Origin of the sequence: Fusobacterium ulcerans (assembly GCF_003019675.1) — a bacterium.
GTDB classification, from domain to species: domain Bacteria; phylum Fusobacteriota; class Fusobacteriia; order Fusobacteriales; family Fusobacteriaceae; genus Fusobacterium_A; species Fusobacterium_A ulcerans.
Genome location: NZ_CP028105.1, coordinates 3,328,075 through 3,345,347 on the forward strand (window position 1 = coordinate 3,328,075; position 17,273 = coordinate 3,345,347).

18 protein-coding genes are annotated in these 17,273 nt (G+C 30.9%); 1 reads left to right on the forward strand and 17 read right to left on the reverse strand.

All coding sequences use genetic code 11. The features are described from left to right. Positions 1-258: 258 nt before the first annotated feature. From C4N20_RS15375 to C4N20_RS15410, 8 genes are all read right to left on the reverse strand, one after another. Entirely contained in the window at positions 259-603 is a 345-nt protein-coding gene (locus C4N20_RS15375; RefSeq protein ID WP_005979895.1) for a DUF1667 domain-containing protein, read from the reverse strand. Next, entirely contained in the window at positions 603-1,862 is a 1,260-nt protein-coding gene (locus C4N20_RS15380; protein ID WP_005979897.1) for an NAD(P)/FAD-dependent oxidoreductase, read from the reverse strand. The genes C4N20_RS15375 and C4N20_RS15380 overlap by 1 nt, the downstream gene beginning before the upstream one ends. Before the next feature lie 15 nt (positions 1,863-1,877). Next, positions 1,878-3,305, reverse strand: a complete 1,428-nt coding sequence (locus tag C4N20_RS15385; protein WP_005979899.1) for an NAD(P)/FAD-dependent oxidoreductase — start codon at positions 3,303-3,305, stop codon at positions 1,878-1,880. A 145-nt stretch (positions 3,306-3,450) separates the two neighbouring features. Then, positions 3,451-4,953 carry a glycerol kinase GlpK gene (gene glpK / locus C4N20_RS15390; RefSeq protein ID WP_005979902.1) on the reverse strand — a complete coding sequence of 501 codons (1,503 nt, stop codon included), beginning with the start codon at positions 4,951-4,953 and terminating at the stop codon, positions 3,451-3,453. 51 nt (positions 4,954-5,004) lie between these two features. Next, complete coding sequence (locus C4N20_RS15395; RefSeq protein WP_005979905.1) at positions 5,005-5,748, reverse strand: MIP/aquaporin family protein; 744 nt, start codon at positions 5,746-5,748, stop codon at positions 5,005-5,007. A 193-nt stretch (positions 5,749-5,941) separates the two neighbouring features. Then, positions 5,942-6,502 carry a glycerol-3-phosphate responsive antiterminator gene (locus tag C4N20_RS15400; protein ID WP_005979907.1) on the reverse strand — a complete coding sequence of 187 codons (561 nt, stop codon included), beginning with the start codon at positions 6,500-6,502 and terminating at the stop codon, positions 5,942-5,944. A gap of 200 nt (positions 6,503-6,702) precedes the next feature. Next, positions 6,703-6,987, reverse strand: a complete 285-nt coding sequence (locus C4N20_RS15405) for an HU family DNA-binding protein (RefSeq protein WP_005979909.1) — start codon at positions 6,985-6,987, stop codon at positions 6,703-6,705. Further along, positions 6,980-7,276: an HU family DNA-binding protein gene (locus C4N20_RS15410; protein WP_008697295.1), complete on the reverse strand. Its 297-nt coding sequence runs from the start codon at positions 7,274-7,276 to the stop codon at positions 6,980-6,982. The genes C4N20_RS15405 and C4N20_RS15410 overlap by 8 nt, the downstream gene beginning before the upstream one ends. A gap of 418 nt (positions 7,277-7,694) precedes the next feature. Between C4N20_RS15410 and C4N20_RS15415 the strand changes: the two genes are divergently transcribed. Continuing rightward, a complete protein-coding gene (locus C4N20_RS15415) occupies positions 7,695-7,889 on the forward strand; it encodes a hypothetical protein (protein ID WP_005979911.1) in 195 nt (64 codons plus the stop codon). A gap of 48 nt (positions 7,890-7,937) precedes the next feature. On the opposite strand, the gene C4N20_RS15420 is transcribed toward C4N20_RS15415, so the two are convergent. The 9 genes from C4N20_RS15420 to kamD all read right to left on the reverse strand — a co-directional run bounded on the left by C4N20_RS15420 (position 7,938) and on the right by kamD (position 17,269). Next, on the reverse strand, positions 7,938-8,495 hold the full coding sequence (locus C4N20_RS15420; RefSeq protein WP_005979913.1) for a Fe-S-containing hydro-lyase: 558 nt from the start codon (positions 8,493-8,495) through the stop codon (positions 7,938-7,940). Positions 8,496-8,547: 52 nt separating this feature from the next. Further along, entirely contained in the window at positions 8,548-9,390 is an 843-nt protein-coding gene (locus C4N20_RS15425) for a fumarate hydratase (RefSeq protein ID WP_005979915.1), read from the reverse strand. Positions 9,391-9,558: 168 nt separating this feature from the next. Continuing rightward, on the reverse strand, positions 9,559-10,809 hold the full coding sequence (locus tag C4N20_RS15430; RefSeq protein WP_005979918.1) for an aminotransferase class I/II-fold pyridoxal phosphate-dependent enzyme: 1,251 nt from the start codon (positions 10,807-10,809) through the stop codon (positions 9,559-9,561). Between the two features lie 42 nt (positions 10,810-10,851). Next, entirely contained in the window at positions 10,852-12,024 is a 1,173-nt protein-coding gene (locus C4N20_RS15435) for a hypothetical protein (protein ID WP_005979920.1), read from the reverse strand. A gap of 53 nt (positions 12,025-12,077) precedes the next feature. Then, positions 12,078-12,818 carry an SDR family NAD(P)-dependent oxidoreductase gene (locus C4N20_RS15440; RefSeq protein ID WP_106878602.1) on the reverse strand — a complete coding sequence of 247 codons (741 nt, stop codon included), beginning with the start codon at positions 12,816-12,818 and terminating at the stop codon, positions 12,078-12,080. 226 nt (positions 12,819-13,044) lie between these two features. Continuing rightward, complete coding sequence (locus C4N20_RS15445) at positions 13,045-13,605, reverse strand: OmpA family protein (RefSeq protein ID WP_005979925.1); 561 nt, start codon at positions 13,603-13,605, stop codon at positions 13,045-13,047. A gap of 20 nt (positions 13,606-13,625) precedes the next feature. Then, the gene (locus tag C4N20_RS15450) at positions 13,626-14,789 is read right to left on the reverse strand and encodes a L,D-transpeptidase family protein (protein WP_005979927.1); all 1,164 of its coding nucleotides are present in this window, start codon (positions 14,787-14,789) and stop codon (positions 13,626-13,628) included. Between the two features lie 129 nt (positions 14,790-14,918). Further along, on the reverse strand, positions 14,919-15,713 hold the full coding sequence (gene kamE / locus C4N20_RS15455) for a lysine 5,6-aminomutase subunit beta (RefSeq protein WP_005979929.1): 795 nt from the start codon (positions 15,711-15,713) through the stop codon (positions 14,919-14,921). Further along, the gene (kamD, locus tag C4N20_RS15460) at positions 15,713-17,269 is read right to left on the reverse strand and encodes a lysine 5,6-aminomutase subunit alpha (protein ID WP_005979931.1); all 1,557 of its coding nucleotides are present in this window, start codon (positions 17,267-17,269) and stop codon (positions 15,713-15,715) included. Before kamD ends, kamE begins: the two co-directional genes overlap by 1 nt. Positions 17,270-17,273: the final 4 nt, after the last annotated feature.

Here is a 17,273-nt window from a genome sequence, read left to right on the forward strand (position 1 = left end):
ATACGAAAAATCTTTTATATTCTATATTACGAAATTATAACTTCTTTAATCGACAATATAATTCGTTTGATAAAAGAACAAAACGATATTTTTTAAGAAAATTATAACATATAAACACTTTATTTTAAATATACATTTTTTATCAAGTATCCATTTAATACATTTAAAGATATTAAAATGATGTTAATTTTTTATAAATATAAAAAGATCAGCTTATCATTCCATAAACTGATCTTTAATCACCTAATATTATTAATTTTACATATCTCTTGTTACAACTACATCTACACCTGTATCAAATATATTTTTTATAACTACATCTCCTTTTTTTACTGGAGATTTCAATTCAACATCTTTTAAAAATTCCATACATTTAAAATTTAATTCTTTAGGAATAGAGTCATTAGTTTTTACAGGAACTCTGTTATGTATTCCACCTGTTATTTTTACTGTGGAAGTTATTACTCTTTTAGGGGCTGTAAGTTCTTCTTTTCCATATTTTTCTCCCCTTGGGCAGCTGTTTCCAGTTACTTCAAGAGTATCTGTGTTCACTGTAAGATGACATCCCAAAGGACAAACTATACATATCATATTTCTTTCCATTATTGTTCACCACCTGTTATTTCTACAGTCAATATCTTTCCTTCAGCTGTATCAAGTATCTTCTTAGGTATCATTATTTTTTCCATTTCTCCTGGAGCCAGATGCTGTTTTTTCAAGCTCACAAGAGTTTTATTTTCATCCTTTACTTCAAGTTTTACATTTTTATATATATTATTTACTCTCATAAAAAGTTCAAGAGCTTTATCTACATTTTCAGCTCTGAATTTTTGTGGAACTGTATATACTATTCCCTTTCCATTTGTTATCTCTCTATATTCTCCAGTTTTAGCTTCATTTTTTATATATTTTGCTGCTGCTGTTCCAGCTCTTCTAGCTTCTGCACTTACAAAATCCACTAGGTCATGTACATGAACAACATTTCCACAGGCAAATATTCCATCAGCACTTGTTTCCATCATTTCATTTACTACAAGTCCATTTGTTCTTCTGTCAATTTCCAACCCAGTTTTTCTTGAAATATCATTTTCTGGAATAAGTCCTACTGAAAGAAGAAGTGTGTCACATTCATATTCCATTTCAGTTCCAGGTATTGGCCTTCTGTTTTCATCTACTTTTGCTATAATTATCTTTTCTAATCTTTCTTTTCCTATAATATCCACAACTGTATGACTTAAATATAATGGAATATTGTAATCATCCAAGCACTGAACTATATTTCTAGTCAACCCTCCAGAGAAAGGCATAAGTTCAACAACTGCTTTGACCTCTGCTCCTTCCAGTGTAAGTCTTCTAGCCATAATAAGTCCAATATCTCCTGATCCTAAGATAAGTACTTTTTTCCCTACCATATATCCTTCCATATTGATAAATCTTTGAGCTGCTCCTGCTGTAAATATTCCTGATGGTCTGTCTCCTGGTATAGATATAGCTCCTCTTGTTCTCTCTCTGCATCCCATAGCAAGTATCACAGCTTTAGCTTCTATTATCATATATCCATCTTTAGTATTTATAGCATGTATCGTTTTATCTTCTGTAAGATCCAGTACCATTGTATCTAATTTATATTCTATATTCATCTCATAAAGCTTTTCTATAAATCTTTGAGCATATTCAGGTCCTGTAAGTTCTTCTTTAAATTCATGAAGTCCAAATCCATTATGAATACATTGCTGAAGTATTCCTCCAAGCTCTTTGTCTCTCTCTATAACTAATATGCTATCTATTCCATTTTTTCTAGCTTCTACCGCAGCAGCAAGACCTCCTGGTCCTCCACCTATCACAACTAAATCATATTTCATATCTGCATTTCCTCCCTATTTTGTCTTTCCTGTCAGAATATATGCACCTTTTTTATCTAATACTATCTCATCTAATTTTTTTCCAAGTTCTCTAGCCAGTATTTCCTGTACTCTAGGACCGCAGAATCCACCTTGGCATCTTCCTGATCCAGGTCTGCATCTCTTTTTAATACCATCTACTGTCTTAGCTCCTACCATTCTGTGAATTACATCTACTATTTCTCCTTCAGTAATATTTTCACATCTGCATATTATTCTTCCATATCTATGATCTTCAGCTATAATCTTAGCTTTTTCTTCAGGAGCAAGTTCCATAAAATGTATTTGAGGTCTGATTTGTTTGAATATTTCTTTCTTTGTCACATTTCCTAATCTATTTAATACCTGTGAAGCTATTTCTAATGCTATTGCTGGTGCTGATGACAATCCAGGAGATTTTGTTCCTGCTATATTGAAAAATCCCTCTGCATCAGAAGCCTCTCCTATTATAAAATCTCCTCTGTCACTCTCTGCTCTAAGTCCAGCAAAGTTTCTTATATTATCTCTGAAATTTATTTCTGGTATACTCTTTACAGATTGTTTTTTTATAGCGTCCATTTCGATTACGGTATTTGCTACATCTTCCTTATCATCTATATCTAAAGCTGTAGGTCCAGTTATGAGGTTTCCATGAATAGTCTGTGCTACCAGTACACCTTTTCCTAGGGCAGTTGGACACTGAAATATTACACTGTTTGTAAGAGTTCCCTGAACTTTATCCAAAAGGAAATATTCTCCTTTTCTTGGTATTATTTTAAATTGATCTTTACTTACCATTGCATTCAATTCATCAGCAAATACCCCTGATGCATTAATAACAGTTTTAGTAAGAATTTCTCTGTCTTCAAGTTTTACAAGATATCCATTTTCTAATTTTTTTATATCTAAAACTTTGCTGTCTGTCTGTACATCTACACCATTTTCAGCAGCATTTTCCAATAATTTTATAGTAAATTCCCATGGACCTATCACACCTGCTGTTGGAGCATAAAGAGCTGCAACTACTTCTTTATTTATATTAGGTTCTCTTTTTAATACCTCTGCTCCTTCTAATATTTCGATTCCAGGAATCCCATTTTTGATCCCTCTATTATATAGAACTTTCAAATGTTCTCTTTCTTCTTCTGAGAAAGCAAGAACAAATGATCCACATCTTTTAAAAGGTGCATCTATTTCTTTACAAAGGTCATCAAACATAGCATTCCCTAATGCATTATATTTTGCCATAAGTGTTCCATTTTGTGCGTCATATCCAGCATGGATTATGGCTGAGTTTGCCTTTGTTGTTCCATTAGATATGTCATGCTCTTTTTCTAAAACTATTATATCTAAATTATATTTAGATAATTCACGAGCCACTGCTGCTCCCATTATTCCACTTCCTATTACAACAACATCTACCATTGTACCCTCCCGTTCTTTTAAGAAAAAAGGGTCAAGCAAATAAGCAGGAATGATTCCCACTATATGCTTGACCCACTATGATCTCTAGTCAATATTTTCTTTTTTCTTATTATCTCTTATTTTTAGAATTTTGTCAAGCTTTTTGCTATTCTTCTTCCCATTTCATAGCTCTTCCTACAGCTTTCTTCCATCCTTTATATTTATTTTCTCTCTCTTCTTCAGGCATTTTACAAGTAAATTCTTCATCTAGTATCCATTGTTTTTTAATTTCTTCTTTAGATTCCCAGATACCCACTGCAAGTCCTGCAAGATAAGCAGCTCCTAATGCTGTAGTTTCAAGTATTACTGGTCTTCTTACAGATGTACCAAGTATTTCAGCCTGAAACTCCATTAAGAAATTATTAGCAGCAGCTCCTCCATCTACTTTCAGATGATTCAATTTGATTCCTGAATCTTCCTGCATAGCTTCTATTACATCTCTTGTCTGATAAGCTATAGACTCAAGAGTAGCTCTGATTATATGATTTTTATTTGCTCCACGAGTAAGCCCTAATATAGCTCCTCTTGCGTACATATCCCAATATGGAGCTCCCAGTCCAACAAATGCTGGTACTACATACACTCCACCATTATCTTTTACTTTTCTTGCAAAGTATTCTGTATCCTTTGATTCTCCTACAAGTTTCAACTCATCTCTTAGCCATTGAACACTTGCTCCTCCCATAAATATACTTCCTTCAAGAGCATATTCAACTTTTCCTTCAAATCCGATAGCAATAGTAGTTATAAGTCCATTATGACTTTTTACCATTTCTTCTCCTGTATTCATAAGAAGGAAACATCCAGTTCCATATGTATTTTTTGAATCTCCCTTTTCAAAACAAGCCTGTCCAAAAAGAGCTGACTGCTGGTCTCCTGCTACCCCTGCAATAGGTATTCTGTGACCTCCTGCTCCTCCAAGATTTGCATATCCAAATGTACCGCTGCTGTCTTTTACTGTTGGCAGCATTGATTCAGGAATTCCTAAAATATCAAGAAGTTTTTTATCCCATTTCAATTCTTTTATATTGTATATCATAGTTCTAGAGGCATTTGTATAATCAGTAGCATGTACTTTTCCATTAGTTAATTTCCATATAAGCCATGTATCCACTGTTCCAAATAAAAGATCTCCTTTTTCAGCTTTTTCTCTTGCTCCCTCTACATTATCAAGTATCCACTTGATCTTAGTTCCAGAGAAATAAGCATCAAGTACAAGCCCAGTATTTTCTTTAATATATTCTTCTAATCCTTCAATCTTTCTAAGGTCATCACATATTCTTGCAGTTCTTCTGCATTGCCACACTATTGCATTATATACAGGTTTTCCTGTATTTTTATCCCAAACTATTGTAGTTTCTCTTTGATTTGTTATTCCAATACCAATTATGTCATGCTGTGATATCCCTTCTTTGGCTATTACTTCTGCCAGAGTTCCACTTTGGCTTGACCATATTTCCATTGGATCATGCTCTACCCATCCTTCTTTTGGATATATCTGTGTAAACTCTTTTTGGGCTACACCAACTATTTTTTGATCACTATCAAATACTACTGCTCTCGAGCTTGTTGTCCCTTGATCTAAAGCTACAATATATTTTTTTTCCATGAAATAACCTCCTATGATTTATATACCTGAATCAAATTATCTACATCTTTATTATATTATACAAGTTATACATTTGCCAACAAAAGCATCAAAGAATAATACTCCTAAAACTGCTCCTATGATTGGTCCTATAATAGGAACCCAGGCATATTGCCAGTTTGATCCACCTTTTCCTTTTATAGGAAGAAGTGCATGAGCTATTCTAGGTCCAAGATCTCTAGCTGGATTGATAGCAAATCCTGTTGCTCCTCCAGTTGCCATTCCAATTACACAAATAAGCATTCCCACAAGGAAAGGTCCCATTCCTGATCCAACTTCATTGCTACCATATCCTATTGCAAGGATACCTACTACCAGAATAGTTGTCCCAACTATTTCTGTTACTAAATTCCAAGGTTTGTTCTCAATTGCTGGCCCAGTTGCAAATACTCCTAATTTAGTTCCTGCATCTGGTTCATCATCCATCAGGTCTTTATTAGTAAGATAAGCCAATGTAGCTCCTGCCATCGCTCCTAATAATTGAGCTATTATATATCCTGGTAAAAGATTAAGAGCTAATCTTCCACTAAGTGCAAGAGATATAGACAATGCTGGATTTAGATGTGCTCCACTTACCCATCCAGTAAGATATGCTGACATAGATACAGCAAGTCCCCATCCAAAACAAGTTACCATCCAACCTCCGCCTTTTCCAAAACTTTTTCTTAAACTAAGAGTCATATTGATTCCATTCCCTAAAAGCAGTAACGAAGCTGTTCCTATAAATTCTGCCAGATACATTGAACTTGGTGTCATAAAATCCTCCTTGTTATAACTTTATTGTTAATTTAAACCTGTAATAAAAAAAGCTTAAAATACTTACCCTTCTTTTTCAGAAAGATAATTATTTTAAGCTTCTCATTTCTCCAAGCTTTATTAACTTAATATAATGTTACTTCACTTTTAAAACTTTGTCAACTATTTTTTTTCATTAAGTACTATTTCAGCACTAACTTTCCCATAAATTCTTATCTGTAGTAGATATCCCTTCTGCTCCAGCTTTTAAGGCATTAATCACATCTTCTTTTTCATCTATGAGGCCTCCGGCTATTATTGGAACATTTAATATATTTTTTATTTTTTTTATTATTTTTGGCATTATTCCTGGCAGAATTTCTACAGCACTTGGCTTATTTTCACGAATATGAGCTATTGTATTTTTAAATGAAAAAGAATCCAGTATAAAAAATCTTTGTATCACAGGAATCTCATTTTTATTTGCAAGACTCACAACATTATGTTTAGTTGTAATTATTCCATCTAGTCCTGTATTCTTTATTATATATTCTACACCATATGCTGAACTTGATAATCCTTCTATCATATCTACATGAACGAAAACTATTTTTCCTGCCTTTTTCAGCTCTGCAACTATATCTGTTACATTAAGAAGATTGGATATTATAACAAAAACTATTTCACTGCTGCTATTTTTAGCCTCTTCCAAATATGTATCATTTTTAACTGCTGGAATAACAGGATTTCTTTCTAAAACTTCTCTAATTTTCATATCAACCACCTATCTTGTAATTTCTCTCTTATTTAAAATAATACTATATTAACAAGAAATTGACAATAAAAAATATCAAATTTTAATATTTAGAATAAAAAATATTATTTTAATACATTTTTTTACTAAAAATTATTATATTTGCATACAAATAAAAAAGGTATACCATATTTTATTCAATGGCATACCTTGCTTTCTATTTATTTTTTATTATTCATTCCTTCTTTTGTACCTTTAGACATTCTGAACCTTACTGTCTTCTTAGGATAGATTGTTATTAATTCTCTTGTAGAAGGATTAGAAATTACTTTAGGCTTTCTAACTAAAATTTCAAATATTCCATTATCATGAAACTTTACTGTCCCATCTTTTAAAATAGCTTTCTTTAAAGTTTCTATAAAATCATTAATATCTGCCAGGGCATCCCTTGCATTTTCCATTTTTGATTTATCTTTATATATTTTTACAAGATCTTTTTTATTCATTATTTTCACCACTCTCATTTACCATTTTTACCCATCCTTTTCCTGCTCTAAACTTTACTACAGTTTTAGGTTTTGATACTGACATTTTTCCATTTACTGGAATATATATTTTTCTTGGTCTTAATTCCTTTTTTTCAAACATTCCCATATTTAAAAGTGTTAAGCTCCCCTCAGTATCTATAGCTTCATAGATAGATTCCCATATTAATCTTACTTTTTTCTTAGCTACTTTCAGGTTTTTTGATTTGTTCTTTTTTGAATAAAGTCTAATAAACTCTATTTCTTTCATACCCATCCTCCAAAATTTATATTTTGTTTATATTTTCAACAAAGTGTATACAATATTCTATTGTCATTCCCACTTTGTAATATACTAAGATAAAATAAATTATAACACTTCTTAAATTCAAAAAATTTCTTTCATACCTACTAATTAAGGATACCTTTTTTTTTATAAAATGTCAATAGGGATATTGCTTTCTATAGCCTTAAAATCTAAATAATTTAAAAATGCTAAAAAAGAAGGAACAATGTACTAAAAAAACTTTATTTTTTATCTTTATATAAAGAACTTTTGCTATTTTTTAAATACTTTAATAATTTTTCTTTAAATATATTTTTTTATTAATTATTCATTTAACCATAATATATTTTTTATTAAGATTCATGATATAATAAAAACAAAAAATTCTTTGAAGGAGATAAAAGTGGAAAATCTGGAATTTTATATAAAGAAATTAGAAAAATTAGAAGAAAATTGTTGTATATGTAAGGCTAAAATGTGTATGATGTGTCCTAACAACAAAAATAAAAAATATTTAAAAAATGAAATAGCAAAAAGAAGTGAAACTAAAAAAAAGAAAAATTTTATTGAAAAAATTTTAGGGTATATCAAGAACTAAAAAAGACTCCCTTATGCAGAGAGTCTTTAATTTTTAACTTATTTAGAACTATTTATCTAGTTCATTCCATTGTTTTTGTCCTTCTTGGTAAAGATCTCCTCCGTAGATATCATTGATAACTATAGCTGGGAAGTCTACAACTTCTAATCTTCTTAATGCTTCAGCTCCTAAATCTTCATAAGTGATGATTTCAGCTTTTTTGATAGATTTTGCTATAAGAGCTGCTGCTCCTCCTACTGCTGCAAAATATACAGCTTTTTCAGAAACAATAGCATCTTTAACTTCTTTAGATCTAGCTCCTTTACCTACCATTCCTTTTAATCCTTCTTTTATAAGTCTAGGTGCATAGGCATCCATTCTGTAACTTGTAGTTGGCCCAGCACTTCCAATTGGTTTTCCTGGTTTAGCTGGTGTAGGTCCTACATAATATATTATTTGCCCTCTTACATCTATAGGAAGCTCTTTTCCTTCTTCTAGTAATTTTACAAGTCTAGCATGAGCTGCATCTCTTGCTGTATATATAACTCCAGTAATTTTTACTGTATCTCCTGCATTTAATTTTACTATATCTTCTTCTTTTAATGGTGTTGTGATTTTATATTCCATTATTGATCCCTCCTAAAACTTATATTTATTATTGTTCAGCTTAAACTCAAAATTATAGTTCTACTTCTTTATGTCTAGCTGCATGGCAGTTAAGATTAATAGCAACTGGAAGAGCTGCTATGTGACATGGATAAGTTTCAACTTTAACTGCTAAAGCTGTAGTTCTTCCTCCTAGTCCTAGTGGTCCAACTCCAGTTTTATTTATAAGTTCTAGTAATTCTTCTTCTAATTTAGCATTGATAGGACTGCTGCTCTTATCATTGATATCTCTCATTAGTGCTTCTTTAGCAAGAATTGCACATTTTTCGAAGTTTCCTCCTATACCTATTCCTACTATAATAGGTGGGCATGGATTTCCTCCAGCATTTTTTATAGTTTCAATAACTAATTTTTTGATTCCTTCTATTCCATCAGATGGTTTTAGCATTCTTAGAACACTCATGTTTTCAGAACCTCCACCTTTAGGAGCTACTATTATTTTAACTTTATCTGATCCAGGCACAAGAGTAGTATGAATAACAGCAGGTGAGTTGTCTTTAGTATTTACTCTGTCTAAAGGATCTTTTACAACTGATTTTCTCAAATATCCTTTTTCATATCCTCTTCTGATTCCTTCATTAACAGCTTCGTATATATCTCCAGAAATTTTTACTTCCGTTCCTATTTCTAAGAACACTACTACGATTCCTGTATCTTGACACATAGGAACTTGCTCATTTGCTGCTATTTCATCATTTTCAATAATTTGTCCAAGAATATTTTTACCTACTTCTGATTCTTCTTTAGCATAAGCTTCTTTAATTTTGTCTAAAACTTCTTTTCCGATAAAGTAGTTTCCTTCTATACACATTCTTTCTACTTCGTCAGTTACTTTTCTTAAATCTAATTCTTTCATTATCTATCACCCTTCCTTGAGTATTTTAAAAGGTACAAATTTATGTTTCTATAATAAGATAATACCACATATTATCCAATTATTGAATAGTCTTTGTGATAGAAATTTAAAATGTTAACTTCTCTTTAAATATATTTTATAAATACTCCATATAACTTTTATTTAATATTATTTAGAAACCTCGTCTATAGCTCTTTTTATTCTTCCAGCTAAACCAGTTATTTTTTTCTTTGTTACACTACATACTGCAATTCTTATTCCTTCATCCAGTACCACTGTATATATATTTTCTCTTTCTAATACCTCAGCAACTTTATCTGTCAATTTTCCTGTAGGAATTGTTAAGAAGAATCCAGTTTTGTAAGGTAAAAGTTTTAAGTTACATTCTTTTGCTTCTTTAATAAAGATATCTGCTCTTTCTTTTATAAGCAGTCTGTACATTTCTCTTTCTTCTTTCAACAACTTATATTTTTCCTCATTAAGCACAATGTCACTGAACATTTTCATACCTCCTCTAGAGATATTTGACCATGTTGAACGACAAGAATATGAGTTAGCCTTTTCAAACTCTTCTATGACCTTCTTATCACTTGAAAGAGCTAATTGAGCTCCTACTCTCAGTCCATAGCTAGTTAATGATTTTGAAAGACTGAAAGCAAATATAACAAGAATTTTTGATGAAAGATTTTTAAATAGATTTCTGTATTCTTTCTTTTCCTCTTCATTTCTATCATCAAAATCTATATATGCTATATCATTTATTAAAATTATATTAGCTTTTTCTGTTGCTTTTTCAAATATATTCAAAACACTTTTCCATTCATCGATAGTTAATTTATATCCAGTAGGATTTTGACATGGATCATTTATAATAACTACTACATTTTCTTGTTTCTCTGCCAGTTTAAATATTTTTTCTGAAAAATCATTGAGATCAAATTTCCCATTCTCGTCAAATATTGTGTAATATTCACAATCTCCTTTTCTTTCAGAAGCCATAAGAATATATGGACTCCACAGCCATTTTGGAAGAAGAAGTGTGTCTCCTTCATTCAAATAATTTTTTACACTGTTGCTTACTGCTCCAGTCCCTCCAGGAGTTCCTATTACTTCCATGTAATGATTTTTAAACTCTTCTTTATAGTTATCTCCAAGAACAGATCTTTTCACGCTTTCCTTATACTCAGAGCTTCCTGTAAATGCTGATGCATACCCTGCTATTTCTTCAGGTGGCAGTTCTTTATATGTTTCTGTTACCGATTTTAAAACTACTAGTTTTCCATTTTCATCATAAAGAGATCCTATTGTTGCATTTACTACTTTTTCATCTCCATATTTTTCAGCAGCTTCTTTAGCTTTTTTAGCTATACTGAATACCTTGTCTACTAAATTTCTACTCTCCATTCCTTTTGCTAACATAAATTTTCCTCCCCTGTTACATTATTATATTCTTTAAAATTATTACCATCCTATTATTCTATTAGAATCAAGTGCTTTCAATTCTGAATTTATTTGATCTGTTCCTTTTAACATTGCTCTTCTTACAATAGTAGCCTCGTCTAACACATATTTTTCATTTTCACTTATAGGAAATCTACGATATCCACCTTTGATATGTGTTATTGGATAGAATCTCATCCATGCTGCTTCATCAGTATATCTTACTTTATTACTGTTTCTGGCTATTATTCTGCCATCTTTTCTATCCTTTAAAGTATATGCTAATTCATATTCTGCATATGTTGTTTTTATATATTTTTCATATTTATAGAATATTTCAACTTCATATTCTTCATCTACTGGAACATATTTTACTCTTTCTACAACTTTTCCATTTACCATTTCACTAGTAACTACTTTTTTCATTACTCTTCTTACTCTAGTTTCAAAATAACTATCTATCCCACTTATCACCTGTACTGAAGGAGGTGAATAATAAAAATTACTAAGGGATATATCTAAATCAGCATTAACTTTACTTCTGTCATTTACTGTAAATAGAGGATAAGTTCCTATATTACTTATAGTATATCTTTTAAAATCATCACTGAAACTCTTTCTTCCAGATAATACATTCATTACTAGATTAAATCTTACTCTTGCATTTTCCATACTTTCTGAATATTTTTTAGCTATATCTTTTCTATTATCAATGTCATATTTTTTAGCCTCTGAATAGAATCCAAATTTTCTAAGCTTATCTTCTATAGTTTCAGCCTGAAATCCATTTCCCAACTTAAAAAAGCTTTCTGCACTTTCTTGTTTTACTTTATTTCTCTCTTCAGGAGGTGGAGTTATAATAGCTATTGAATTTCTGCTTTCTTCTGGTAAAGAATAATATATTTCCTGTACTCTCAAAAGATTTAAAAGAGCTTTTGTATATCCTACAAGATCTCTATTTCTCGTCATATCAAGCTTATCATAATATTCTTTTTCTCCCATTGGATATATAAGTTCAAACGCATCCAGTGTTCTTCTATCTTCACTATTACTCTTTAATATATCTGCCAGATTATATAAAGATTTTGTATATTCACCCTTATCTGCCTCTTTAAATGCTTCTCTTACTTTGAAGTATGTACATCCTGTGAAAAGAGCCATAATTACAAACAGGTATATAAGTTTTTTCTTCATTCGTATCCCCCTTGTGATAAAAATTATTATACCATTTTTCTACAAAAATGAAACTATTTTTTTATTTTTTTCTCTTGAATTTTTTTTATCGTCTTTAATTGAGACATAATAGGCATCATTTTATTAAAAAAATACAATAATTTATTTATTTTTCCTGGAATTGAAACTCTCTTTCCTTTTAAGTAGTCAGAATAACATTTTTCTGCTACCTCTTCTGGAGTTGTAGTATAAAATTTTGCTGATCCTTTAAGTTTTTTATTTACTCCTTTAAAATTTGTAAGGGTAGGCCCTGGACATAATAACATCATTCTTGTTTTTCCCTTTTCTCCTATCAATCCAAATGTAAAGCTATTTACAAAAGCCTTTGTTGCATAATATCCACTCATTAAAGGACCTCCATATTGAAATCCAGCAGTGGAAGATATATTTATTATCCCTTCTGCCTTTCCATAAAAATATTTTGTAAATTTAAGAAGTGCAGTAATATTTATATCTATCATATTTTTTTCATCTTCATAAGAGATCTCTTCAAAATATCCTAATTCTCCAATTCCAGCTCCATTTATTAAAAGCTCTATACACATTCCATCTAACTCTTTAAATAAAATATCTATATTTTCTTCATTTCCCATATCTGTAGGATATATACTTAATTTTTCTTTATATTTTTCTTTTAACTCTTTAAGAATATTTTCATTTCTTCCTACAGCTAATATTTCCCAGCCGTTTCTATAAAATACTTCTATTAAAGTCCTTCCTATTCCTCCTGTTGCACCAGTTATTAATACTTTCATATTTTTTCCCCTTTTTATGATAGCTTTTCTACAATAATTATACCTTAATTTCTTTTCAAATTATATATCAAAATTTACATATTTGGTATATCAGAAATAATGATATATAATCTTAAATATCTCCCAAGTAATAAAAAAAAGAAAGGATAACAAAAATAAAAAGTTTTTTAACCTTATTTTTGCTATCCTCTCTTATATTTATATAATGTGCAATAATTTTTAATAATTAAAATTTATCTCTTGAAATTATAAATTCAACTCTTCTATTTTTAGCTCTTCCAGTTTCTGTTTGATTAGAAGCAATAGGGTTTTGTTTTCCATATCCTTCAATAGAAATATTAGATGCTTTTACTCCTTTGTTAGTTAGATAGTCTTTTATTGCGTCTGCTCTTTTTACAGAAAGTTCAAGATTATATCCTTCACTTCCTATGAAGTCAGTATATCCGTCTATTTTGATTCTAATATCTGGATTTTCTTCCAATGCTTTTGCCAGTGCATTTAAGCTTCCTTTAATTTTATTTTTTACTTCATATTTATTAAAGTCAAAAAGCACAAGTTCAGGCATAGATAGTACTAAGTTGTTTCCTTCTCTTCTGATTGTAACACCTTTTTCATTAAATACTATGATTTCTTCAAGAGTTTTTTTAGAAACATCTATATCTTCCATTACAAATTGATTTTCAGTTTCTTCAATAACAAGTTCTTTTAGAGGCTGGTTGTCTACTGAAGAACATCCAGTCAGGATAACAAGAAGCGAAGCAGATAATACAAGTAATACTTTTTTCATTTTTCCTCCTCAAAACTATTTTAGAAAATAACAAACATTACATTTTCACTTGGAACCTGTTCATTTCTGCTTTTATTTGGAGCTTTAACCATCCATTCAAAAAGATATTTTGCATGAGGTTCTGTCGTTCTTACACATTTTCTAGTTCCTGTAAATGTCCCTAACGTTTTTTCCTTTTGTCTCATAAAGAACTCTCTATTAGCATCTTCTTCATAGTTTATAGGTGTTCCGTGAAGATATCCTCCACCAGAAAATCTGATAGCATATCTTGCATATCCTTGTTTTTCTCCTACTTCACTATTATATGGCATTATATATTTTGCCATTGGAGCTATAAAAAATCCTTTTGGTGTTTCAAATCCTACTTCACTTTCTATTCCAGTTTTACTATACACATATGATACTACTTCCCACTTATCATCTTCATTCTTTTCAAAGATAATAAGGTTTTGGTTTTCTATATCTATAGCTACAACCTTTCTAAAATCTTTATCTATTTTAGGATTTCTAGATATTCTCTTATTTTCAATAACAAGAGGTTCTTTTATTGAAGCTACATGTACTTTTGAAGTTTTATCACCACGCTCTACAATAGAAAGTACTGATCTGTCTGGAACATATATTTTTTCTTTTCCATACCATCCAACTATGTTTTGATCAAGAGAAGTTCCATATTTATCCTTTTCTCTTTTAAAATCCACATTATTAGGATTAGGTACATATGAATTTGTACTTACTACTTCTCTTCCTTCTTCCATCTCCTTTGTGATGAAATTTTCAAGCTCATTTATCTTATCCAGAGCTTTTTCAAATCTAAACATTCTCTTTCTTACCACCATAGAAGAAATATATCCCGTTTCACCTTTATCTGTTTCTACTTTATACCAGTAGTTTCCGTAGTCATATATTTTTTCTAAAGCTTTTAACTTTGCATCATAATTGAATTTTTTTATGATTTTCCCTTTTGTACTTGGTAAATCTCTTAAATTTGCTGTTCTTGTTCTTACAAAAACATAATCAAGTACTTTTGGATGACCGCCATTGTATTTTTCATTTAAAATAACATTCTCTGGCATCTCATTGTCATATATTGCAACTGTAGTCCAACTTGTATCTCCATCGAAAGAAAAAGCTGCTGTTCCAATCATAAATAATGAAATTAACGCTGTTTTTAAAAGTCTCATTTTCTCCCTCACCCTTTTCATTATTCTCTCATAAATTAAAGAGAGCCCTGAATGATATTTTAGCATTAAATCACTAGTGATTCAAGCAAATTTTCATTCAGAGCTTCTTAAATCTCAAAACTGTTTATTTTATTTCTTAACCATTCCTCTTTGAACCATTTCTTTTACAATGTAAGTTGCAACATCATCAGCATATTTTCCTGGACCAAATCCTGCATCATATCCTAACTCTTTTGCTAATTCATTAGTAATTCTAGCTCCTCCAGCTATTAAGATAACTTTATCTCTCAACCCTTCAGCTTCTAATAATTCAACTAAGTTAGTTAAATTTTGAATGTGAACATCTTTTTGAGTTACAGTTTGTGAAACTATTAAAGCATCAGCTTTTAATTCAATAGCTTTCTGGATAAACTCTTCATTTGTAACCTGACTTCCAAGGTTGTATGCTTCTACTCCCTTATATCTTTCAAGTCCATAATGTCCTGCATATCCTTTCATATTCATGATAGCGTCGATTCCAACTGTATGAGCATCTGTTCCTGTACTAGCTCCTATCATTACTACATTTCTTCCTATATTTTCAGCAATGTATTCTTCACATTCATGCATATCCATTGTATCTATTTCTAAAGCTTGTACTTTTATGTTAGTATAATCTACATTATGAGATGTAATTCCATACACTACATAGAATGAGAATTCTTTATCTAATGCTTCAGAAAAAGCAACAGCTGGATCTATAAATCCCATTTTTTTAGCTAATTGTATAGCAGCTTCCACACCTTTTTCATTATTAGGTACTGGAAGAGTAAAGCTCATTTGAACTTTACCATCATTCATTGTATCTCCATATGGTCTTAATTGTGTAAGATCAAGTGTTTTATCAAATTCTTTTTTATCAGTAGAATATAAACCTCCAGACATTATCTATTACCTCCAAGCATTAATTCTATAAATGGATTAAAGTAACTAGAATCTTTTTCAAATACTCCAGCTAGACCTTTTCCTCCATCTAATGGTCTTTTTATACCAGCAAAAATTCCACCTTCAAGAGTCTTGAATATTCCTATTCCTTCTATAGTTTTTAATAGTTCAGCAGCTTTTTCAAGAACCTCTTTAGCTCTATTTACCATTATACCATCTTTTTTAAATTCAATATCATTTCCAAAATCTTCCATATTATTAAAGATATATTTAGCATTTTCTATAGAAAGTGCTCTATCTGACATAAATGGAGTATGGATAGCTTCTGTAAGCATTCCTAGCAAGTGTACTTTTTGATTAGTCATTATAGTAACCATGTTGAATAAAGCATCTTGTACATGCCCTTTGAAGATATTTCCTGTCATAAATTTTGTAGGCGGCATGTATTTCAATGGTGCCTTAGGGAATATCTCTCTAGCCATTTGAGCTTGAGCTAATTCAAGTAAGAATCCGTTTTTAGTATCTGGATGTATTTCAAATGCATGTCCTAGTCCCATTTGTTCCTCTGGTAATCCAGCAACTAATGCAAACTGTTCATTGATAAATTGAGAAGCTAAAACTGTATGAGCTTCTTCAATAGCATCAGCTGTAGTCAAATAGTTATCTTCTCCTGTATTGATAATAACTCCTGCAAATCCGTTGATAACTCTTGAGAAGAATTGGTCAACTAAAGTTCTCTTCATGTTGATATCTCTGAATAATATTCCATATAATGCATCATTCAGCATCATATCTAGTCTTTCAAGAGCTCCCATTGCAGCTATCTCAGGCATACAAAGTCCTGAACAGTAGTTACAAAGTCTTATGTATCTTTTTAATTCTACTCCAACTTCATCAAGAGCTTTTCTCATGATTCTGAAGTTTTCCTGAGTAGCCATTGTCCCACCAAATCCTTCAGTTGTAGCTCCATATGGAACATAGTCCAATAAAGATTGTCCTGTAGTTCTGATAACAGCTATTACATCTGCACCTTGTCTAGCAGCAGCTACAGCTTGTGTAACGTCTTCATAGATATTTCCAGTAGCAACAATTACATAAATGTAAGGACCTTTTTTATCTCCATATACATTTAAATACTCTTCTCTTTTTGCTCTGTTAGATTTGATTCTTTCTACATTAGCTTCTGCAATTCCTTTAAGAGCTAATTTAATTTCAAAATCATCATGCCATTTCATTTTTGTAACATCTAATTCTTTTCTAGCAATTCTTTCAGCTATTTCTTGTGGCTGCAATCCAGTTTCTAACATTGCATTTCCTAAATACTTAGCAACTCCTAGAGAAATATTTCCATTTTCTTTAATAAAGTCTACTACCACATTTGGTAATGGTACTTCAAATTCATCAATACCATCTATACCTAATAATCTACATATTGTTCTTTCTACAGTAACAGTACTGTGGGCATCAACAAACACTTGTGCATCCGCAGCAATTTTTTTAGCTGACTCACGAGCTTCATCTACTAAATTCCAGTTAAGATTTAGTTTGCTATTCATCTCT